Annotated in this window: 18 protein-coding genes; 4 read left to right on the top strand and 14 right to left on the bottom strand. The window is 46.4% G+C overall.

All coding sequences use genetic code 11. The features are described from left to right. Window positions 1-113: 113 nt before the first annotated feature. The 9 genes from H569_RS0117410 to H569_RS0117365 all read right to left on the bottom strand — a co-directional run bounded on the left by H569_RS0117410 (window position 114) and on the right by H569_RS0117365 (window position 12,877). Window positions 114-1,526 carry an ArsB/NhaD family transporter gene (locus tag H569_RS0117410; protein ID WP_027366020.1) on the bottom strand — a complete coding sequence of 471 codons (1,413 nt, stop codon included), beginning with the start codon at window positions 1,524-1,526 and terminating at the stop codon, window positions 114-116. Between the two features lie 479 nt (window positions 1,527-2,005). Next, a complete protein-coding gene (locus H569_RS0117405; protein ID WP_309294796.1) occupies window positions 2,006-2,890 on the bottom strand; it encodes a CoB--CoM heterodisulfide reductase iron-sulfur subunit B family protein in 885 nt (294 codons plus the stop codon). Further along, complete coding sequence (locus H569_RS0117400; protein ID WP_027366018.1) at window positions 2,887-3,474, bottom strand: 4Fe-4S dicluster domain-containing protein; 588 nt, start codon at window positions 3,472-3,474, stop codon at window positions 2,887-2,889. Before H569_RS0117400 ends, H569_RS0117405 begins: the two co-directional genes overlap by 4 nt. A 122-nt stretch (window positions 3,475-3,596) precedes the next feature. Further along, window positions 3,597-5,801, bottom strand: coding sequence for an FAD-dependent oxidoreductase (locus H569_RS0117395; protein WP_027366017.1), 2,205 nt, complete (start codon window positions 5,799-5,801; stop codon window positions 3,597-3,599). Next, the gene (locus H569_RS0117390) at window positions 5,801-7,054 is read right to left on the bottom strand and encodes a CoB--CoM heterodisulfide reductase iron-sulfur subunit A family protein (RefSeq protein ID WP_027366016.1); all 1,254 of its coding nucleotides are present in this window, start codon (window positions 7,052-7,054) and stop codon (window positions 5,801-5,803) included. Before H569_RS0117390 ends, H569_RS0117395 begins: the two co-directional genes overlap by 1 nt. Window positions 7,055-7,489: 435 nt before the next feature. Continuing rightward, complete coding sequence (gene aprA, locus H569_RS0117385) at window positions 7,490-9,370, bottom strand: adenylyl-sulfate reductase subunit alpha (RefSeq protein WP_027366015.1); 1,881 nt, start codon at window positions 9,368-9,370, stop codon at window positions 7,490-7,492. 50 nt (window positions 9,371-9,420) lie between these two features. Continuing rightward, the gene (aprB, locus tag H569_RS0117380; protein WP_027366014.1) at window positions 9,421-9,864 is read right to left on the bottom strand and encodes an adenylyl-sulfate reductase subunit beta; all 444 of its coding nucleotides are present in this window, start codon (window positions 9,862-9,864) and stop codon (window positions 9,421-9,423) included. Window positions 9,865-10,433: 569 nt separating this feature from the next. Further along, window positions 10,434-11,672, bottom strand: a complete 1,239-nt coding sequence (gene sat / locus H569_RS0117375; RefSeq protein WP_027366013.1) for a sulfate adenylyltransferase — start codon at window positions 11,670-11,672, stop codon at window positions 10,434-10,436. A 464-nt stretch (window positions 11,673-12,136) separates the two neighbouring features. Beyond that, complete coding sequence (locus H569_RS0117365; RefSeq protein WP_027366011.1) at window positions 12,137-12,877, bottom strand: YkgJ family cysteine cluster protein; 741 nt, start codon at window positions 12,875-12,877, stop codon at window positions 12,137-12,139. A gap of 244 nt (window positions 12,878-13,121) precedes the next feature. Here H569_RS0117365 and H569_RS0117360 point away from each other — a divergent pair, with 244 nt between their 5' ends. Then, window positions 13,122-13,331 carry a hypothetical protein gene (locus H569_RS0117360; RefSeq protein ID WP_027366010.1) on the top strand — a complete coding sequence of 70 codons (210 nt, stop codon included), beginning with the start codon at window positions 13,122-13,124 and terminating at the stop codon, window positions 13,329-13,331. Here H569_RS0117360 and H569_RS0117355 read toward each other — a convergent pair. Beyond that, the gene (locus H569_RS0117355; RefSeq protein WP_027366009.1) at window positions 13,328-13,708 is read right to left on the bottom strand and encodes a NifB/NifX family molybdenum-iron cluster-binding protein; all 381 of its coding nucleotides are present in this window, start codon (window positions 13,706-13,708) and stop codon (window positions 13,328-13,330) included. The two genes, H569_RS0117360 and H569_RS0117355, sit on opposite strands and share 4 nt — an antisense overlap. Before the next feature lie 121 nt (window positions 13,709-13,829). Continuing rightward, entirely contained in the window at window positions 13,830-14,147 is a 318-nt protein-coding gene (locus H569_RS0117350; RefSeq protein ID WP_027366008.1) for a TusE/DsrC/DsvC family sulfur relay protein, read from the bottom strand. A gap of 430 nt (window positions 14,148-14,577) precedes the next feature. Between H569_RS0117350 and H569_RS0117345 the strand changes: the two genes are divergently transcribed. Beyond that, entirely contained in the window at window positions 14,578-16,491 is a 1,914-nt protein-coding gene (locus H569_RS0117345) for an ABC-F family ATP-binding cassette domain-containing protein (protein WP_027366007.1), read from the top strand. 35 nt (window positions 16,492-16,526) lie between these two features. Here H569_RS0117345 and H569_RS0117340 read toward each other — a convergent pair whose 3' ends face one another. Next, window positions 16,527-17,168 (bottom strand): HAD-IA family hydrolase, encoded by a 642-nt coding sequence (locus tag H569_RS0117340; protein ID WP_027366006.1) that lies wholly within the window; start codon window positions 17,166-17,168, stop codon window positions 16,527-16,529. 279 nt (window positions 17,169-17,447) lie between these two features. On the opposite strand from H569_RS0117340, the gene H569_RS0117335 reads away from it, so the two are divergent. Then, window positions 17,448-17,798, top strand: a complete 351-nt coding sequence (locus H569_RS0117335; protein ID WP_027366005.1) for a YlbF family regulator — start codon at window positions 17,448-17,450, stop codon at window positions 17,796-17,798. A 100-nt stretch (window positions 17,799-17,898) separates the two neighbouring features. On the opposite strand, the gene H569_RS0117330 is transcribed toward H569_RS0117335, so the two are convergent. Continuing rightward, window positions 17,899-18,456, bottom strand: coding sequence for a ferritin-like domain-containing protein (locus tag H569_RS0117330; RefSeq protein ID WP_027366004.1), 558 nt, complete (start codon window positions 18,454-18,456; stop codon window positions 17,899-17,901). A 159-nt stretch (window positions 18,457-18,615) separates the two neighbouring features. Continuing rightward, window positions 18,616-20,124, bottom strand: a complete 1,509-nt coding sequence (locus H569_RS0117325) for an SLC13 family permease (RefSeq protein WP_081411097.1) — start codon at window positions 20,122-20,124, stop codon at window positions 18,616-18,618. 424 nt (window positions 20,125-20,548) lie between these two features. On the opposite strand from H569_RS0117325, the gene H569_RS0117320 reads away from it, so the two are divergent. Continuing rightward, complete coding sequence (locus tag H569_RS0117320; protein WP_027366002.1) at window positions 20,549-21,757, top strand: MFS transporter; 1,209 nt, start codon at window positions 20,549-20,551, stop codon at window positions 21,755-21,757. The last annotated feature ends 19 nt before the right edge of the window (window positions 21,758-21,776 follow it).

Raw genomic sequence — 21,776 nt, 5'->3', positions numbered from 1 at the left:
AAATTTTACTCTTAGTTTGAGATAATCTTTCGCTGTTCAACCGTCCCATCCGTGACCAAAAAGAGTCTCCCATGACATCTAGAGAAGAGAGACTCTGTACTCCAAAATCGTATTTATTTCTGAATGCCGCCCTTCTTTTTGACAGCTCTCCGTTCCAGTGCCTTGTTTACCGGCATTGCACCAAAGCCAACAAGGGCACCAAATAGCAGGGTCACAATTATAGTTATGGTTTCAGGATAAATATGCCATAAAACCAGGTAAGCAGAACTTAAAACCAGGGATACCAGCATCAATGGAAACGCCACTATGAAATAGTTCATAAAGGTGATTGGGACTCCCCGCTTTTCTGCCATGCCAATGACTACAACATTGGCTGACGCGCCTATAATAGTGCCGTTGCCACCCAGACAGGCTCCAAGGGATAACGCCCACCAGAATACATTCAGGGCAGTTGGGTCAGTAACACCCATTAGTTGGCCCATATCCTTGATCAACGGAATCATGGTGGCAACGAATGGAATATTATCTACGAAAGCCGAAGCGATCCCCGACAACCAGAGGATTAGCATAGCCGTTGGGATCATAATTCCGCCGGTTATATCAAGTGAGGCCCTGGCGATGGCTTCGATAACGCCAACCTTTTCCAGACTGCCCACCAGCACAAATAAACCAATAAAGAAAAATATTACTGGCCATTCCACTGCATGCAGCGCGTGCTCAGGGTCCTCCTTGCTGATCAAGAGAAGCAGGCTGGCACCGGTTAAGGCAATGACAGAAGATTCAAGATCTACATACTGATGCAAAACAAAACCCAATATAGTCAGCACCAGGACAATTAAACATTTGCGAAGCAGCTTGATATCCTTCAGCTCATTTCGTTCATTTAATTCCATAATTGATTTTTGACGTTCCGGATCTGCAGCGAGTTGAGAACCGTATATAAAACGGAGCAACGTCAGCGTAACTACGTATATGACCACTATAATTGGTGTAAGGTTAATAATGAAATCCATGAATCCAAGGTGCGTTGCACTACCGATCATAATATTGGGCGGATCGCCGATTAGTGTGGCTGTACCCCCAATATTTGAAGATATAATTTCTGCTATCAATATGGGTATGGGGCTGATCCTTAGTTTTTGCGCTATAGCAAAGGTAACCGGAACGATAAGCAGCACAGTCGTTACATTGTCCAAAAAGGCCGATAGCACGGCGGTTACCAGTGAAAGCGCCGCCATTATTTTTAAAGGGTGGCCCTTGGAGCTTTTCGCAGCCTTGATTGCCAAATATTCAAACACGCCGGTCTGGCGGGTAATACCTACGATTATCATCATCCCCACCAGTAAACCAATAGTATTAAAATCTATGGCGTGAACCGCTTCTTCAGGACCCAAGATTTTTGTTATTGTAATTAATGCCGCCCCAACCAGAGCTATAACTGCCCGGTGGATTTTTTCCGAAACAATAATAACATAAGTAATTAAAAACACTGCTGTGGCAAAATAAATTTGAAGGTGTTCGGGCAAATAAATTCCTCCTTTGACAATAAAGACATTATAATCAATTATTCACTAAAATCCACATAAAATCCTGCCGCATTTTTCAATATACCCTCTCGTGATGCTATATACTTGTTCGAACTGCACATCCTCCTCCCTACTGTTTTCAATCAACCAATGTAATAAATTACATTCTCAGCCATCCAGTCTTGAAACCTGTCCTCTCTAACGATTAAATTTATCTTTAGTCACCATATTTGTGCTTTATTGCACTTATTTTATCACAAGCTTAAACTTCCCACAAGTGAAATTATCTGCAATATTGATACTACAGCATTAAGATTGCACTCAGGTGGTGCATTATATTTTGTCACCACAATACGATAAGAAATGCGACATGGGAGAACCGTCCCCCTGTCGCACCCTGATAAAGTCAGGAAAAATAAAAGCTCCCCTTTTTTGCGGAGAGCTAGATCCCGACATTTGTCCTTATTGTATTTACTACTTTATCTTGCGACGCCATAGCTTGCCAGCGCCTGGTAAGGTGAATTAATACAATAACTTAGTGCTTGCGCGTCAGCAGGCAAATCAAATGCTACAGCCATCAACTGGGTGAAAAACAGGATCGGCAGGCTAAAATTGGTTCCGTATTTTTGATTTACCATCTGCTCATAGGCATCCAGGTTCAACTGGCACATAGGGCAGGGAGTTGCAATAACGTCCGCTCCACCTTCGCTGGCTGATTCAAAAATCTTATAAGCTTGATCAATCACTATTTCCGTTGCGGCGATGGCGTTGGAACTACCACAGCAGCGAGCCTTCATGGGGAATTTAGTAGCTGTTGCGCCAAGTGCTTCCATCAATTTATCCATCTGAACGGGATACTCCGGATCGTCAAATTCGTAAGGGATCGCCCTTACCGTCTGGCAGCCAACATATCCTGCCACCTTTAATCCAGCCAGCGGTTTTTTAACTCTTGCTTTGATTTTATCAAAACCGACATCATTTATTACCACTTCCAGGAACTGCCGCACTCTTAGCGATCCGTCATACTTGTAGCCGCCGGCTGCCAGCGCCTCGTTAGCCTTTGCTTTAAAGTGTTCATCTTCCTTAAAGCGCTTGTTGGTTACGGCCAGGCTGAGGTAACATGAACTGCAGCCCACAACCACATCCAGGCCTTTTGCTTCGGCTATGGCCAGGTTACGGGCGGTCATTACCTGCTGAGTAAAGTCCCCAACCACACCCGAGGCCACAGTGGCGCCACAGCAGTTCCAGTCGGGAATTTCTTCCAGGTGCAGGTCCAGAGCCTTGGCCACAGCAATTATTGATTTCAGGTTGGCCTGTGCAGTTGCTTCCATAGAACAACCGGGATATAAGCTATATTTCATCATCTGGCCTCCCTCCGCTCAATTTCCTGCGCCTTTTTAATAATTTTCTTCAGATTGCCCAGGCCCTTAATTTTCTTGGGCGGGAACAAAGGCATCCTTTTATGCTTGAGCATTTTCAGGCCCACGTCCTTCATGGCCATGGCCTTCTTAACTTCGTCCAGTCCGCGGAGCAGGTAATACCTAGCAGTAACTCCACCCTCAAAAACCTTACCCCGGCCGGCCACTTCAGCCCAAAACGCCTTATAGAAGGCCGCTTGCGGGTAATCTGCGTAACCATTTTGAATTGCGTATTTTTTCAGATCATGCATAACATCGATAATCGGCACCCCTCTGGGGCAGCGCGCTTTGCAGGTGCAGCAGGATGTGCAGTTCCACATGGTATTTGCTTGCATAACTTCATCCTTTTTGCCCAGTTTAATCAGGTTAAACAGGCGCCTTGGCGAATAATCCATGATTTCACGGGTAGCACAGGAAATTGCGCACATTCCACACTGCATACATTGCTTGATATAAGAACCGTTTTCTAAATTATAAATCTCCCGGGCAAAATTCAAATCATATTTAACAGGTTTATTGTTTTGTTCCATATTAAGAACATACTCCCTTTCTATTTTTTAAAGGAGTGTGGGACGGCCCTGGTTGCGGCCGCCCCTCTATCTTTATTTCCAAACAACCGGATATCTTTAACTAAAATCCAGCAAATTGTTTTTTACTGGAAGTCTTTCATCGGGTTGGGCCCGAGTTCTTCCAATTCAGCGGCAAACTCATCCAGCATGGCCGGAATCTTATCATAGTCCATAATGTTTACTGTGGTAGCCCGCACGCGCTCGGATTCCAGGCCAAGACGGTTGAGTGTTTCAGAAATCTTGGACAGGCGGATTTCCGCCAACTCGCTGCCCTTCATGAAGTGGCACTGGTAATCATCACCGTGCTTGCAGCCCATCAGCAATACGCCGTCAAAGCCTTTGGCCATGGCGTCATTGATCCAGACCAGGTTCAAGGACCCCAGGCACCGCACTGGAATTATCCTTACCCACGGGTTGTATTCCAAGTGGTTCAACCCTGCCATGTCAAGGGCCGGAATAGCATCGTTTTCACAAGCGAATACCAGAATTCTGGGCTTCTCATCCGCTTCTTCGGGCACTTCAATGGCCTTGACCATATTGCCGATCATGGGCACAGAGTAGTTCTTGAAGGAAATAATCCGCTCGGGGCAAGCGCCCATACAGGTGCCGCACCTTCTGCAGCGGCTCGGGTTTGGCAGCGGATTGGCTTTTTCGTCTTCGTTAATGGCGCCGAACGGGCATTCCTCGGTACAGCGTTTGCACTGGGTGCAGCGGGTCATGTTGAATTCCGGGAAGGACATATCACCGGATCTCGGGTGAACCGCCTGGCCAACGGCGGTTGCTTCAATGCACTGGATCGCTTTCAGCGCAGCGCCCACGGCGTCCTCCTGGGCGTAAAGCATATCCATGGGAGCGCGCACAACACCGGCCGCATATATACCGGTACGCCTGGTTTCATATGGGAAGCAGATATAATGCGAATCGGGGAAACCGTATTTTAGTGCCGGCAGTTCCGGGCCCTGCCTGTAAGCCAGGTTCAGCAAATTAGCCTTGATAATCGTGGGGGCCTGTGCCTTCGGCTCTTCAGCAGCGGCAGCTGCCTCATCCTGCGCCGGCTCTTCTACCACATCACCCAGCGCCGCAGACGGAACCATACCGTTGGCCAGGACCACGAGATCAAACTCGTCAGCCTCGGACTGGGTCCCCATGGTATGGTCATCAGCAGTTATAGTCAGTGTTCCATCGTTTTCCGCTATTTCGGTTACATCACCCTTGATAAAGATGACGCCTTCCTGCTGAGCCTTCTTGTAGAAGTGCTCATACTGGCCGTTAGAGCGAATGTCTTTGAAATAAATATATACGTTGGCTTCAGGATTCTTTTCCTTAACTATAAGAGCCTGCTTCATGGATTCGATACAGCAAGCAGCCGAGCAGTAGGGCAGGTGTTCCTTGTCCCTGGAACCGGCACATTGGATAAACGCAACCTTACTGGCTTCCAGTTTGCCTGCCACAGCCATTTCTTCAAACTGGGCCTGGGTAATTACATTTTCATACTTGCCATAACCAAGATGCCCAAGTTTATCGGCATCATACGGTTTAGCGCCGGTAGCCAGGACGATGGCGCCTACCCGCTCTTCCACTGTGCTGCCGTTTTGGTTTATGGTAACGTCAAACATCCCGGGGGCACCGGCAGTTTTTTCAAGAGTAGCTGATGTGTAAACCTTAACCCCGGCATCTTCAACTGCCTTAATTAAGGCAGGTATTCCGTTTTCTTCGAGCTCGGTAAAGGGAGCCTTCATGGGTACTTGCTTGTACATTTTACCCACGTAGCCGCCCAACGTGGCTTCTTTTTCCACCAGCACGGTCTGATAGCCTGCCTTGGCTGATTCCAGCGCAGCAGTAAGGCCAGTGAAGCCACCGCCAACCACCAGAACTGTTTTGGACATATTCTCTACCTGGTAAGGCTCCGGGAGGTTCAAATTTTTAAGTTTAGCCAGGGTCATGCGCAGGTAATCTTCAGCCAGCATCTGTGTGTCTTCATCCCCGGCCGGGTGGCACCAGGCAACTTGTTCTCTCAGGTTGCATCTTTCCACAATTTTATCCGGTCCGAAACTAAAAACATCATAGTTGACCCTGGAGGAGCAGCCGGCTATAACTATGGTATTAGCTCCTTCAGCCTCGATATCATTTTTGATCAACTCTACGCCTTCCTGGCCGCAAAGAAAACCATGTTGCTTACAAATTGGAGCTTTGTATTCACCTGTTGCTACCTTGGACAGAGCATCGATGTCCAGGGCCTCGCCAATTCCGCAGCCAGTGCAAATATAGACAGCTATTTTCTTTTCCATTATTGTTGCCCCCTCACCGTAGATTGAATCGCCTTGAGCGCTGTAGCGGTAGCATCCCTTACAGCTGAGGCAACATCCAACGGACTCTTGGTGCAACCGGTGGCATATATTCCAGGCGCCGCTGCAGCCACAAAGCCATCTTCGTCGTAGGCGGCTTCGCAGGGTATTTGCGCCATGGAAGTATTGGGAGCCATTCCGGTTGCCAGCACAACGAGGTCAAACTTCTTCTCAATTACCTTCTGCTCAATTTGATCCTCTGCAATGACAATTAACTGATTAGTTTCCGGATCTTGTTTAACTTCGCCGGCTTTACCTTTAATCAGGGTGATGTTGGCTTCTTCCTGCACCTTGGTGAAAAAGTCTTCATACTTGCCACGAGCCCTGATATCAATATAATAAATGCAGATTTCGGCATCGGGGTACTGCTCCCTGATGTAAGTGGCGTGTTTCAGCGAGGCCAAGCAGCATACGTTGGAGCAAGCCTTAAGGTGGTTCTCATCACGCGAGCCGGCGCACTGAATAAATGCCACACTCTTAATTTCTTTACCGTCGGACGGGCGCACAATTTTGCCTTTGGTCGGGCCGTTGTATGCGGCCAACCTTTCCATCATTACGTTGGTAATTACATTGTCGTATCTGCCGAAACCGTAATAGCTGAGCTTGCCGGCATCATACGGAGTCCAGCCGGTGGCCCATATTATGGAGCCCACGTTAAGCTTCATGGTTTTAGCCTGCATGCCCAATTCAATAGCCCCATACTCGCAGGCCTCAGCGCATTTACCGCACCCGGCGCCCTTACACGCTTGGTCATCGATAGCATACTTCATGGGGAACGCAAATTCGTGGGGCAGGTAAACCGCTTTGGTTTTATCCATTCCGTAGTTGAAAGTGTTGGCTCTTTCGGCCGGGCAGGCCTCAACGCATTTGCCGCAGGCTGTGCATTTTTCGTTGACATAACGGGGATTAATTTTCACGGTAACTTCAAAATTACCTTCCTGGCCGGATATGCTCTCAACTTCTGCCATGGTAAAGAAGTTTATTTTGGGGTTTTTTCTAATACGCTGGAAGTTAATTTCAAGTCCACAGTTGGGTGGACAAAGCTTGGGGAAGTACTGGTTAAGCTGGCTAACCCTGCCGCCCAGATACGGGTTTTTCTCTATAATGAAAACCTCGTTACCTACTTCAGCTGCTTCCACAGCTGCGGTAAGGCCGCTGATTCCTCCCCCGACAACTAATATACTTTTATTTGCCATAATTTATCACCACGCCATTTCTCCCGTCTTAGATTATTCTGCCCCAAGTTATTTTAACTGCTAGTTAGCCGGTTAGTTTAGCAAATAACCGACAAAAGCTTTATATTTTAGGCTACCCGAAGGCCGGGATTAAAAAAAACTCCAGGCGGCCTGTAAGGACGCCTGGCAAAATTGCATTTACCTCGGTAAAAAATTGCCCAGTCCCTACAAGCGCGACTCAGCCAGGGCTGTTTAGCAACTCCTTAAATGGGAAGGGGATACACCGTCTGGGGAATGTCCCCAACTATTTCACAGCGCAAAGGACCCGTGGCCATCGGCTACGGGCCCTCTTTGCGCCGTGGATGGCACATTTGAAGAGTTACTTGATCTCGCCCGGGACATGGGGAGAGATCATTTGTTTTTAATTGGGGACGAGGTGTGTCCCCTTTCCGCTAACTATTCAAACAGACGAATTACAGGCTTCTTGAATACATCCCACTGGCCAGTGGCGGGATCCCACTTGAGGTTGACAAAGCACAGCCAGTTTTCTTCATCCATCTTCGGAAGGTCAGCGCGGAAGTAGTAACCGGGCCACCTGGTTTCTTCACGGAACATCACAGCACGAACGTGAGATTCGGCCTGCCACATCCGGTGAATGTTTTCCCAGCACCTCATGAGTTCATGCAGGTCTTTCGCAGCCAGTTTCTCAGCGTCTTCCTTCATGAAGCCAAGCAGTTCCATAGCCCTGTTAAGTTTAGCCTGGTTGGTGGAGAAGTTCGCGGTCACGCCGCCAACATACTCATCCATCAATTTCTGCAGGCGGAACATGAACATCTTAGGCTTAATGTAAGCAGGGTTGACTTCGGGATCGGTGGTGAAGTCTTTATTGGCTTCGTACAGTTCCAGAGGCTTGTAAGTGGCAGCTTTGAGCTCTTCCACTTTGGCCATGTCAACGTTGGGCTGAGTGTTGTTCTCAACGATGAACTTGATGGCAGCCTTGGCAGCAATACGGCCTTCAGCGTGGGAGCCGGAGGAGAACTTGTGGCTGGAAGCGCCGGAAGCATCACCAGCGGCAAACAGACCCTTAACGGTGGTCATGTTGGCATAGCCCCAGAAGTACTCAGGAGGAGCGATGTCTTCAGGACCGGATACCCATGCGCCGGATGCACCGGAGTGCGAACCGATGAAGTAAGGTTCAGCAGCTGCGATTTCGGAGGATTTCTCTTCCGGCTGGGTGTTGGTAGCAGCCCACAGCAGGGCCTGGGAGATAGTCATATCAAGGAAGTCTTCCCAAGCTTCGGCTTCCAGTTCCTTCATTTTCTTCTTGAAGGCCTTTGGATCATCTTTATATGCATCGGCGAGCTTGGCGATGGCTTCTTCAGTCCTCATGAACAGAGGGCCTTTGCCTTCACTTTCGTCCAGCATGCCGAGGTAGTTACGCAGGTTGGCCGGAATCGGCTTGACCAGGCCGTAAGGAGCCCAGTTTTGCAGTTCGTCTCTACGCTCAACCATGTATTCGCCGCCGAATGCGTTGGTGGCTCTGGATTTGAAGAGCAGGAACCAGGCGCCAACCGGGCCGTATGCATCCTTAAAGCGAACCGGGATGAAGCGGACTTCCTGACATGTCATTTCAGCGCCGGCACGGATGGTGAAGTAGGCACTGGAACCGGTGCTGAACGGAGGATACCAGGAGCGGCCAAGACCTTCACCGGTGGAGCGGGGCTTGAATACGCCAACGGCACCGCCCATGGCAGCCAGAACGGCTTTAGCCTTGAATACATAGAATTTATTTTCGCGAACGCTGAAACCAACAGCGCCGGCAATCCTGTCGCCATCAAGCAGAGGCTCGATCACGAATACGCGCTCGTAAATGTTGTCCATGCCAAGAGCGTTCTTAGCAGCTTCAGCAACGATGACCTTGTAGGATTCACCATTGATCATGATCTGCCAGCGGCCTTCATTTACGTATTCGCCATCTTCAGTTTTCCAAATGGGCAGACCCCATTTTTCAAACAGGTGAACTGTTCCGTCAACGTGGCGGGCGATGTTGTAAACGAGGTCGTCACGGGCAATGCCCATCAGGTCGTTTTTAACATACTCAACATACTGCTCAACAGTGTTTTTGCCTTTGCCTACGCCGAGGTATTGGTTAATAGCAGACAGACCCATAGCCACAGCACCACTGCGGTCCATGGAAGCCTTGTCCACGAGAGTTACTTTCAAACCTTGTTTCTTTGCCCAGTAAGATGCTTCCACTGCCGCGCCGCAAGCTGCCATACCGCCGCCCACGATCAGAAGGTCAGTGGTGACTTCTACAGTTTCAAAATTCATTGGCATTAATATAAACCTCCTCCGTAAAGTTCTTTAAATTTACAATTAGGTCGCAATTACTTCTTGATAGTAGGCACTTCGTCCATCAGCAGGGATGCAGGCTCAGTGAACAGAGCTTGGCTGTTCAGGTCGCCGGCGCCTTCCGCAAAGTCGCCGCCAGGAACCGCAGTACCTTCTTCAGTTGTCCTGATGGGGAACTTGAAGCGCTTGACCATACCATCCCTGAACTTGATGGTCCACATAATATTGTCAGAACCTCTCAGAGGAGTTACACTGGCGCCCATCGGCACGAAGTCAGCGTAACCACGCAGGTCCATGGCTTGCTGCGGGCAAGCTTTTGCACAGCAAAGGCACTCCCAGCAATGCCAGGGGTCACGGTTGTAAGCCTTCATTTTTTCTTTGTCCAGCACCATTAAATCATTGGGGCATGCATGCATGCAAGCAGTTTTGTCTTTACCCTTGCAGCCGTCACATTTCTCGGTCATTACAAAAGTTGGCATTAATTCAACCTCCCGTTCCCTATTTGTTAATAAGTTTCTACAGTTCAGCCTTTGCTGATTGTAGAAATTGATGTCACGTGTCGGATGTTAACCTAGAGAAAAATATTCAACCTTTTCTCTCCTAGCCCTTTTCACCTGTCAAAACAAAGTACAGTTAAATTTCGCTGTGGTGTAACTTCTACACCCTTTTTCCAAACCACCTCCCCAAACTGGTTTTCAATCCGGCATTGCTATGGAGCAACCCGTTGTGTCAATAAAACTCCGACACTTCAGGCCCATTAAACACCTTGTGTGTCATAGCTAAAACTTAGATTGCATTGTTAATCACAATCTCGAATACAAGCCGTACTCGTTTTAATAATAATTATACTTTCGACACAGGTGCCCGGTATCCTTCTTTAATGAGATAATTAATTAGTGTTTTTTAAGACACTTTTTACCTTTAAGCAGTGCTCGGGCAACCTAATTCTTTAAAATTATATTCAGTTTGCGACCACATATTACCAAGTATTTTGCGTTGTGCCAGGAGTGCCGCCCGGGCCCACCTGGCACAGTTTTTATTGCTGTTTTTACTTCTGGGGACCAGGGATATCTTCGTATGCACCCTTTTTAATTTCGACTTTTTCAGCAGTCTTATAGTATTCACGCAGGATTTCCATAACTTCGGGACGACCAAACTCCTTGGGAATTTCTTCTCCTTCTTGCATCATGCGGCGGAACTTGGTGCCGCTAACCACGCAGCGATCTTCCGGACCGTGCGGGCAAGTGCGCTGGCTGGCCATGCTCTGACACTTGTAGCAATAGAAGGTCCAGGCGATCAACATGGGCTTCAGTTCCAAGGCGCCTTCCCACAAAGTGTCAAAAATTTTCTGAGCATCAAACGGTCCGTAGTAGTCACCTACGCCGGCATGGTCGCGGCCAACAATGAGGTATTTGCAGCCCCAGTTTTGGCGGAATACAGCGTGCAGCAGGGCTTCACGGGGGCCACCGTAACGCATTTCCATAGGATATACGCCCAGAGCAATGTTCTCTTTCGGGAAGTACTTGTCAACCAGCACTTCATAGCACTTGACACGAGTTTCCCCCGGAATATCGCCAGGCTTCAGGGCACCAACGATGGCGTGGATGAAGCAGCCGTCCACCAGACCGCTTTCCAGTGCAAACTTGCAGAGATATTCGTGGGAGCGGTGCATTGGGTTCCTGGTTTGGAACGCAACAACATTGGACCAGCCTTTTTCTTCAAACAGTTTCCTGGCTTCTGCAGGATACAGGTAATATTTGGGGTACTTTTGAGGATATACACCTTCGTTCAAAACCTTGATGGGGCCGCCCAGGTTGAATTCACCCTGTTTCATAACGCTGGCCACACCGGGGTGTCCTTCGGCGTCCAGAGTTTTAAATACTTCGCGGCACTCGGCTTCTTTGTCGTAGGTGTAGATTTCTTCTACCAGCATGGTTGCATAAAGCTCTTCAGAAGCCCTGTCATAAAGGGCAACTTCCATACCTTCTTTAAGGCCAATGGCATCTTTTTCTTCACCAGTGATGGACAGGGTGACAGGCATCGGCCACATAGTACCGTCAGTCATCTTAAGGTCAAATACGCAGCCGGTGTAATCATCTTTCTTCATAAAGCCTTTTAAAGGTGTGAAAGCGCCGATACCAAGCATCAGTACGTCGGATGTTTCCCTGGAGCTCATGTACACCTTGGGCAGACCTTCCGCCCGTTTAATTTCAGCTTCTCTTTCCTCGCCATAAAGCAGCAGGGGCATTAGTTTCCCTTCCGGGCCGTGTGGTTTGGGTAACGCCATAAATGTTTTCCCTCCTAAATTGTTTTAATTTAATTTTGCAACCAAGGAACAAAAATGTTCCTAATGAAAACCCAATCTCCCAATCTGAAAACTTTCTCCCTAATTAAATTATCTACTCTGTTTAAATTAAGGAATCCGGCTTTTTTTATTTTTGTCGGCCGGTTGCTAATCAGTTTTTCAAATTGCTGTTACAATAAAATGTTGTTAGCTAAAACCCTATTAAATGAAATTAGACACAAACTTATTTCTTCCTTCTTTTTTATTGAGGAAAAAATTTATAATTTTTTGTGGCGAAAAGTACAATAGCACCCATTGTGAATCTATGCACATGAAAGGCTTACTAGATATGTCATTCTTATTATTTTGTATACACATGCACGTTACTAAAAATATAGCACGAATCCATATTATTGACAACCCTTAAAAGCCCTCGCCAGTACATACCATAAAGATTTAAGAGGACATCAAAATGATGTCCTCGCATATTTTTCAATATATCCCTGCAGCAGGTCACTTTTTCCGTTTTCCAGAAACTCTTTCATTACTTTAGGGCGGCGGATTCTGGCACCTTCGCTCACCACGCTCAGAACAAGGTGATTCACGTAAGGCACAAATGTAAACTGGCTTTCAACCACATCCATAGGCACAAACAAAGTTTCAAGCTGGCCGATATCAGCAGAAAGCAAATGAATCAACTCGGCGGGCTTTTTATTTTGCCCGCTTTTCACCTTTACCCGGTCACAAACCGGCATTTGATATTCCACTATCTCCGGGGGCAGCTCAATACCATGTTCAGTACGGTAATTCTCAGCCAGTTTTCTCATATTACGAAGTGCCTGATCATTTGTTTTGGGCTTGCCCATAAGCCCGAATATACGGCAGGTAAAGGGCCTGACTTCATAAACCCCGCATTCATTTTTCTCGTCAAGAAACGGGCACCGCTGGTTAATATCTACAAGCTCCAGAAAATAATACCGAACAGCACCAGCCAATATATCCGGCCATTTTTCCGGCATATTTTTGTTGACATGGCGGAACATATTAAGGTATTCAATAATATAGGCTGGCTGAGGCACGGTACAGCAAGTGGCGCAGCGGTCACATTCGGTTTCAGGAAGCTGTTCGTACACTTTGTCCAACTGGTCAAACAAGCCGTTTTCCTCCGCCTGGCTTACAGCTTGATGCAACTTGATAAGCGGCAGCATTTTATTATCATCATCCTTTCTACAATCACTGGGTGATCTGTTGCAATATAAACAAGCCTGACGCAATTCGAACTTGTCCCTTATACATTATATAATAAAGCGAGGAAAAAAAAACACCCCTAAAGGGTGTTATTTGTTAACCCGTCTAATGGAACCAACACTTACTCAGATTTTTATTACTGTTACAAATTTGAGGAATAAGTTATTATTAATGTAATCAATTGCATCTAGCGAGGGCTATCCAATGATCTTAACAAGTTTTTTGTTTATGATCTCCGGACTGGGTATTTTGACCACCGGGATACTACTATTGACGCTGCATGTAGCCGGCACTGGAAAGTGGCCCGGCTTCAGGCCTCAACACTGGGATGCCAAGGTGAAGAAAATTGCTCTGTTAATAGGTTGCGGCATATTTTTAACTATAATTGGCATCCTGGCAGGCTATGGAATTTAACTATGATGGCAACCGCCTGCGTGATGGTGATGGTCCCCATGGTGATGGCTGCAGCCTTGCGGCCGGCCCGTCAGCTCACCGCGGGCGAATCTGGCCACAACATCTCCAATTTTACCACTGCCCCCGCTGACCACCTTTAACCCGGTTTCCTCAAGCGCCCGTAAAGCGTGCGCGCCAATGCCTCCTACGATAACAGCATCCACAGCCTCATCTTTCATTAGGCCGGCAAGGCCGGAATGATTGTGCTGAAGGTTTTCTGAGGAAACAATTTTCTGTGAGACGATTTTATCTCCATCCAACTCAACAATAGTAAATTCCTTACTCATGCCAAAATGCTGGTTAACATGGCCATATTCGGACGGAATAGCTATTTTCACGACCAATACAACTCCTTCTGTCAAGTATTGAACTAATGTTCATTACTATTTTAATTGCCATCCCGTTTTTTGTCAATAAAAAATCCCACCCTTTATTACCGGGTGGGTCGGTTGGTCTTTATTATACGCAACCAGTCGGCTTGGGTAAGCCAGCTAGTTTGCAAGCGCCCTTGGCTGGGCCGGACGGAAACAGTTCGTAAATCTGCTTCAAGCTGTATCCGGTTTGTTTGCACATTTTCCTTACCATCGGAGCAACCTGGAATTGCTTGTAGTAATCGCGCAGGTAACGGATTACTTTCCAGTGGTCTTCAGTAAGTTCCTTGATACCTTCGCCTTCAGCGAACATAATAGCGACTTCATCAGTCCACTCATCCGGGTTAACCACGAAACCGTCTTCATCAAGCTCGATTTGCTTTCCACCTATTTCGATAAAAGCCATAATCTCACCTCCGCATAAATTTAGCATATAATTTTCTTATTCTCCCCTAAAAAATCTCTAATTATATTTTTAGGGTTAAAAGCTTTTTGGCACTAGCAATATATTATCATTCTAAACAGAGGAGTGCAACACATTCATACACGAAAAATATCGCCTAAATTACTGTTTGTTTTTTACAATTGCATACCGTTGCCCAAGGCTTAATACAATATGCAATGTTTTAAGGCAATCCCTCTGTAGAATAAACAACCAGGCGGGCAACCGGTTAAAAATGGACACCCTGCCCACTAGCTAATGTCATGTTATGATTGTTTCGACGCCCAATTTAATTTTTCCTGCAGATTGTGAAAAAAGCATCTAAATTTAGATAAAACTTTTCTTCAATGCACAAATAGGGTAAACTTTATGCGTGTGGGAGTGATTCATTAAAGTGATAGTTTTACAGGCAACTCATATCTATAAATCTTTTGGCAGCGTTGACGTGTTGAAAGACGCTACATTATCCATACGAGAAGGAGAACGGGTCGGACTGGTTGGCCGTAACGGCGCCGGAAAAACCACCTTGCTGAAAATCATTACCGGTAACCTTCAGCCCGATGCAGGTGAGATAATTCGCCCCAAATGCGTTAGCATAGGTTACCTGGCCCAGGGCGGAGGGCAGGAATGCAACCGCACGGTTTGGGATGAAATGCTTGACGCATTTGCCGGGCTAATTCATCAGGAAAACCAATTGAGAGTTCTGGAAGAAAAAATGAGCGCGCCGAATGTTACATCCAACCAGGCTTTATTAAATAAGATCACTGAGGAATATACCCTTCTCCGCGAAAGTTTTAGTCGAAACGGCGGCTATGAATATGAGGCTACCCTGCGCAGCGTTTTGCATGGCCTTAAATTTACCGAAGACTACTATCAAACACCGGTCGATAATTTAAGCGGCGGTGAAAAGACCAGGCTGGCGCTGGCGAAATTGCTTTTGACCAAGCCCAATGTGTTGATTCTGGACGAACCAACGAACTACCTTGATCTGGAAACCATGGGTTGGCTTGAAAAATTTCTTCAGTCTTACCCAGGCGCAATTCTTACAGTCTCCCATGACCGCTACTTTTTAGACACCCTGGCGCAGACCATCTACGAACTTGAGTTTTGCAGCCTAACCAGATACACCGGAAATTATTCACGCTATCTGACAGCTAAAGCAGAAGAATTGGAGCGCCGGGCCAAGCAATACAAAAAGCAACAGGAAGAAATTGCGCACCTGGAGGACTTTGTGCGCCGCAATATAGCCCGGGCTTCAACAGCCGGCAGGGCCAAAAGCAAACAAAAATTACTTGATAAAATTAAGCCACTGGAAAGACCAACAACGGATAATCGTAAAATTTCATTAGCTTTGGAGTCATCCCGTCAGAGCGGCAAGGAAGTTCTTATGGTCAAAGAATTATGCGTGGGCTACAGCGGGAAACCGGTTAGCCGCAATATCAATTTTACCATTTACCGTGGCGAGCGGATAGCCCTGCTGGGACCTAACGGAACAGGTAAAACCACATTATTAAAAACCATAGCCGGTGCTTTAGCACCGCTGTCTGGAACAATCAGAAAGGGATATCATGTCCAGGAAAATTACTACGACCAGGAACAGACCAACTTGAATTACGAAAAACAGGTTATCAATGAATTATGGGATGATTTTCCTGAACTAAATGAGCAAGACGTGCGCACCGTACTGGGCAAGTTTCTTTTCACAGGTGACGATGCCCATAAATTGGTTGGTAATTTAAGTGGCGGTGAAAAATCAAGGCTTGCTTTAGCCAAACTCATTTGCGGGCGGGCCAATTTACTATTGCTGGACGAACCCACCAATCATCTGGATATATTAAGCAACGAGGCCCTGGAAGAGGCGCTGGCAGGTTTTGGGGGTACGATCTTATTTATCTCTCATGACCGCTACTTTATTAACAAGATAGCAACCAGGGTTTTTGAATTAACCGAAACCGGCATTCAAAGCTACCAGGGTGATTATGACTATTATCGAAGTAAAAAAACAGAATTAGCCTCATTGGATTCAACTGAAGAGAAAACGGTAACGGAGGGGAAAAGTAATTACCTCCGCCGCAAAAAAGTTCAACGTGAGGAAAGAAACAAATTGCGCCGGTATGCGGAATTAGAAGATTTAATCTGCTCACTGGAAGAAGAGATCAAGGTAATAGAAAATGAATTATACCAGCCGGAAGTATACGGCGACCATGAAGCATACCGGCAAAAAAACAGAGACCTGGAGGAATTACGCAAGAAACTGGAAAACTATCTGACTGAATGGGTAGAACTGTCAGATACGATTCCAGACTGAGGTGTCAGGCACCTGGGATAATTTGTAAAATTATTTCACTTTACTTCATTCAAAACCGATATGAGTTGGCTCCATGAGTCTACCACGAAGTCTGAGCCTGCTGCCTCCAATTCATCCCGTGCCGCCATGCCCCAGGTTACCCCCACCGTAATAACACCGGCATTATGCCCTGATTCTATATCATAATAACTATCTCCAACAAAAACCGCCTGCCGGGGTCTTGCCCCAAAGAATTCCAGGCAGCGCTGCACCGGCTGAGGATCGGGCTTGGGTTTATCTACATCTTCCAACGACACAATGTGTTCAAAAAATTGATCCAAGCCTGTTACTTCAGTTCCCCGCACCGCCATGATCCGGCGCTTGGAAGTCACAACCCCCATCCCTTTCACCATGGTTTTAATTTGTGCCAGTGCCGTTGTTGTACCTGGAAAAGCACGGATAAAATCATCATGAATTTGCAACTGGTACTGAATATAACAATTAAAAAATTCCCGCCATTTCTCCCTTGCAAATTGCTTACAAGCCTCTCTGAGGGGCAGGCCCACGGTCTTCATTACCGCGCCGTTTTGCCAGGGGATACCAAACTGTTTAAAAGTATACCTGAATGAATTTTCGATCAGCGGCAGCGAGTCGAGCAGAGTTCCGTCCAAATCAAATAACACATAGTCTTTGGGCATAATTCATCTCCCGCAACAATTTTCTAACACATCAATTATATCAGAATGCCGTCTCTTGTTAACCCCCAAAACCATTATTCAAAAAAAAGCGCGCCCAATAGTTTCATTATTGAGCGCTTTTTACTCGTCCCCAATTAATGGCCGGATATAAACTCATAAAGGATAAAATCACGTCACGACTTTGGACAACACACTTTAACATGTTATAATACATTTGTGTGCAATAATTGGATATTAGAACTAATTGTCCTAAACATAACCGAAAGGGAGGCGGTACCATTGTCTAAATTGGTCTTTGAAAAAGCGGCTGAACTTGGCAGAAGCATTACGGAATCAGATGAGTTCAAGGAAGTTAAAAGAGCTGAAAATGCAATGATCGGCGACCCCAATGCCCAGGCATTATTAAAAAGGTTTCACGAACTTCAGCAGTTGCAAAAGGAAAAACAAAAAAAGGGACAGACCCTGACTAAAGAAGAAACCAGGGAATATGAGGATGTTCAGCTGAAGTTCATGGAAAACAGAACGATTAAAGAATTCTCCGAGGCCCAAAATAATTTCCAGGAAATGATGAACCAGATCATGAAAATTATTAAAGAAACAGCAAGCGAAATTAAAAATGAAAAAGAATGAATAATAAATGAGTAATAATAACTGCCCGGCCATATCCTGGTGGGGCTTTTATTATTTATTTAGTCTTATCCTCGATACCGGTACCGCTACCGTTCTGCCGCTACACCGGACGGCAGTATTGATATAATACCTGGTTAAATAACGTAATGTGATGCATTTCATCCAAGATGATTCTTTCCAACACAGCCTTAATATATGGGTCATCAATGATGCTCTGGTGCCTTCGGTAGTTGGCTATAGCTGACCACTCACCGGCAATATCAGCTGAAATACGGTCACAAAGAGCTGTACCGTATGTTATATACGATGCGCTCCAATATGTTTCCACGTTGTTTGGGCCTATGGTCCTATATTGCGGGTCAGCTCCAAGTTTGATAATGACATCGGCAAGCATTTCCTGGTGATGCATTTCTACAAGGGCTATACATGACAACAGGTCGGCTATTTCTTTGTATTCTTTTTCCAGTACGTAATGATGATAAAGATACTGGGTGATGGCGGTTGTTTCGCTTACCTGACCGGCATAATCCTCCAACAACAATTGGGCGTAATAAGCACTGGGTTTTACCACCCGGACCTCAGGGTACGGCGCCTGATAGGCACACTTGAAAAGGGCGGGAGTAACACAGCCCCTGTCTTTAGTCGTAGTGTTTGACATATTTAAAATCCCCCAATAATTGTTTTACTTAATACTTATTAATAAAAACCAGTTGTTATTCCGTTAACTTATTGCGATTAAGAAGAAAAAAAGCAAAAGAACCCCATCAGGGTTCTTTGCTTTTTCCTCAGTTGCAATTCAGTTGTAATTCAGCAACGGTTACGGCACCAAAGCCGGTATTCCCATTAGAGGCCAAACCACCAGAGCAAATATGGCCACTGTCACCAGAGCCAGAACGGTGAAGGGAATACCCACCATAAAGAACTGTCCGGGCGTAAACTGTTTGGACTGGTATGCAATGGCATTGGGAGCGGCCCCCACCAGCAGCATGTAAGGCAGTGCCGCCATGGCCAGTGAAGTAAAGAGAATCAAATATGGGTTAACATGCAGGTATCCGGCGATAACCAGTGCCACCGGTAAAGTGATGGCGATAGCCGCAACGTTCATAATAAAGTTGGTCAAGATTATTACCAAAAAAGCGATTGCAGTTACGAATACAAGCCAGTGCGCATTTTGGAACATGGCCAGCCAGTGAACCGCCATCCACTCGGCCGCGCCGGTTTCCCACAGAACAGTACCGATGCTCATTGCGCCGCCGAACAGCAGAACTATATTCCAGGGCACATTCTTTTCCAGGTCTTCCACCGTGAACAACTTGGTCAGGAACATAATCAACACCGCGACCAGCATGGGAATGCACCTGTTCATGTCTTTTAGGGCCGGCACAAATTGCTGTACCGCCAGGACGGTTATCACAGCCAGTGCCAAAACTATAACAAAAATTTCCTTACCTGACATAGGGCCGAGTTGTGCATACATTTCATCAACCTTTTTGCGCAGCCCGGCAACTTGTTTTTTCTCCGGCTTATAGAACACGTAACACAGCAGGAACCAGGTTACTATGACCATGAAATATCCGAAAGGTGCCATGATCAGGGAATATTGCATAAAACCCACCGTATTTCCGGTAAACTGCTGGAAAAATCCCAGGGCTACGGGTCCGCGAGACGCACCCAGCAGGGTGATCATACTGCCTGCACCGGCAGCGTAGGCCATGCCTATAAACATCGCTTTACCAAAGTTGCTCGGCTCATCTTCCTTGCCGTACAGACTTAAAATTACCAGCATCAAAGGGAACATTGCAGCCGCCACAGCGGTGTGAGCCATTAAGTGAGTCAGCGCAGTGGTTACCAAAAACACACCCAGTAATATTTTTCTTGAATCTTCGCCAGCTATTGAAAGCATCTTAAAGGCCAGCCTGGTTGTCACACCGGCCTTGGTAAACGCCAGGCCCAGCAAAAGCGAGCCGAGAATAAATAAAACCGAAGTATCCATAAACGGTGCAAACGCCTCTTTTGCTCCACGAATCGAAAAAGCAGCCTGGATAACACCGATGGCGATACTTGTTACTCCAATGGGCACTACTTCGAATACCCACCAAATTCCTGCCAGCAGGAACAGCCCTATGGCCAATTGAGCCTGCCTGGACAGCTCAAAAACCTTACCCGATGGGTCCACTGCCGAAGGCAGCTGAGGCAAGAAGTAAAATAAAGCAAAAAGTCCTATTCCCAGCAAAGCAAACGCTATTCTGCGCCACTCTTCGGACAGGTTATTAATTTTGGACACCTCGACGGGTGCGCCAACGGTTGCTTGTGTGGTGTTATTCATTATTACACCCACCCTTCCGAAATTAATTTGCTTAAAGTAACTAACTTGTTAAATAAATAACTTGCAATAATTAGTGAATTAGATCACTTATGCTTTTAAACTTTGCACTACATTTTTCTCTTTGCCTGTTATGTATATATCCCCCCCTTTACCATTTAAACCTTTGAACCTTATAATTGTTGGCCCAGGAGAAGCTTTTTCGTTTGTGCAATATGTAACTTTCTTGTATTATATTCTAATCTTGATTCCATTGCAACTACTTTTTGTCACCACCAGTGAAATATTACACAAATGTTTTTTTCCGTACATACCCCAAAGCAATTAAAATATTAAATGATATTCAGGAAGGAAATTACCCAAACTTAATGAAATTAAATTTTGAGGTTAGCTATTCGTGCCAAAATTTATGCCAGGAGTATGAAAAATGAAAATGAATAAAAAAGTTCTGGCCCTGCTTGGTATAGGTCACGTCGTAACCGATCTAAACCAGGGCGCATTACCTATGATGTTGGCTTTTTTACAGCCAGCCTTTTCACTCACCCAACTGCAGGTAGGCATTGTAATGCTGGCGTTTAATTTGAGTTCATCCGTAATTCAACCCGTTTTTGGCATTTTCAGCGATCGTTTTACCGCTTACTGGTTAATCCCAACTGGATGCCTCCTGGCCGGTCTGGGCATGTCTTTGACAGGCTTCAGCCCCAATTACCACATTCTGCTTTTGGCGGCTCTGGCCAGCGGCCTGGGAATTGCAGCCTACCATCCTGAAAGCTCAAAATATTCTCGTTTTGCCAGCGGGCCGCGCAAGGCCACCGGCATGTCAATATTTTCCGTGGGAGGTAACGCCGGGTTTGCCGCCGGGCCGGTGCTGGCCACTTATTTCTTTGGTTTGGCCGGGTTAAGGGGCTCAACCGGTTTCTTTGCATTAAACGGATTAATGGCTTTAATACTCCTGTTTTACCTTTCCACAATAACTGGAACAGGGCCTAAAAAAGACATGGCACCCGTTGAAGATCAAAGCCAAAGTCATTTATCCAAGCCGGCAGACCCGTTAACTTTTAAATTGCTTTTACCTGTAATAATTTTGATGCTGGTTGTAATTATGCGCTCCTGGGTTCATTTCGGGCTGGTTACTTTTTTGCCGCAGTATTATGTCCATTACTTGCACCGAAGCGAAACGTATGCAGCCACACTTACTTCGGTATTCTTGTTTGCCGGCGCTTTCGGCACACTGACAGGAGGCCCGCTGGCGGACAGGTGGGGACTCAAGAATGTTGTGGTTACTTCCATGGCGTTAATGATTCCCCTGTTGTACCTTTTCGTTAGGCTTGGCAGCAACTGGACACCTGCCGTGGTAGCCCTGTTGGGCTTTATTATAATATCCACATTTGCCGTAACCGTTGTTTTCAGCCAGGAGCTCCTGCCCAATAACGTGGGTCTTGCATCCGGATTAATCATGGGCTTTGCCATCGGTATGGGCGGAGTGGGCGCCACGTTGCTGGGTTACGTCGCCGACCTTTGGGGATTGCCCGCGGTATTCCGGGTAATGATGATTTTCCCGGTAGCAGGCTTGATCCTGGCCTTATTTTTACCAGGCAAAAAAGAACTAGCCCGGAGAAACCGCGCAGAGGGGTAGAGTAGCACAAACTAAAAGC

Source organism: Desulfotruncus alcoholivorax DSM 16058, from assembly GCF_000430885.1.
In the GTDB taxonomy this organism is placed as follows: Bacteria; Bacillota; Desulfotomaculia; order Desulfotomaculales; family Desulfallaceae; genus Desulfotruncus; species Desulfotruncus alcoholivorax.
This window is presented reverse-complemented; position numbering and strand designations above follow the sequence as displayed.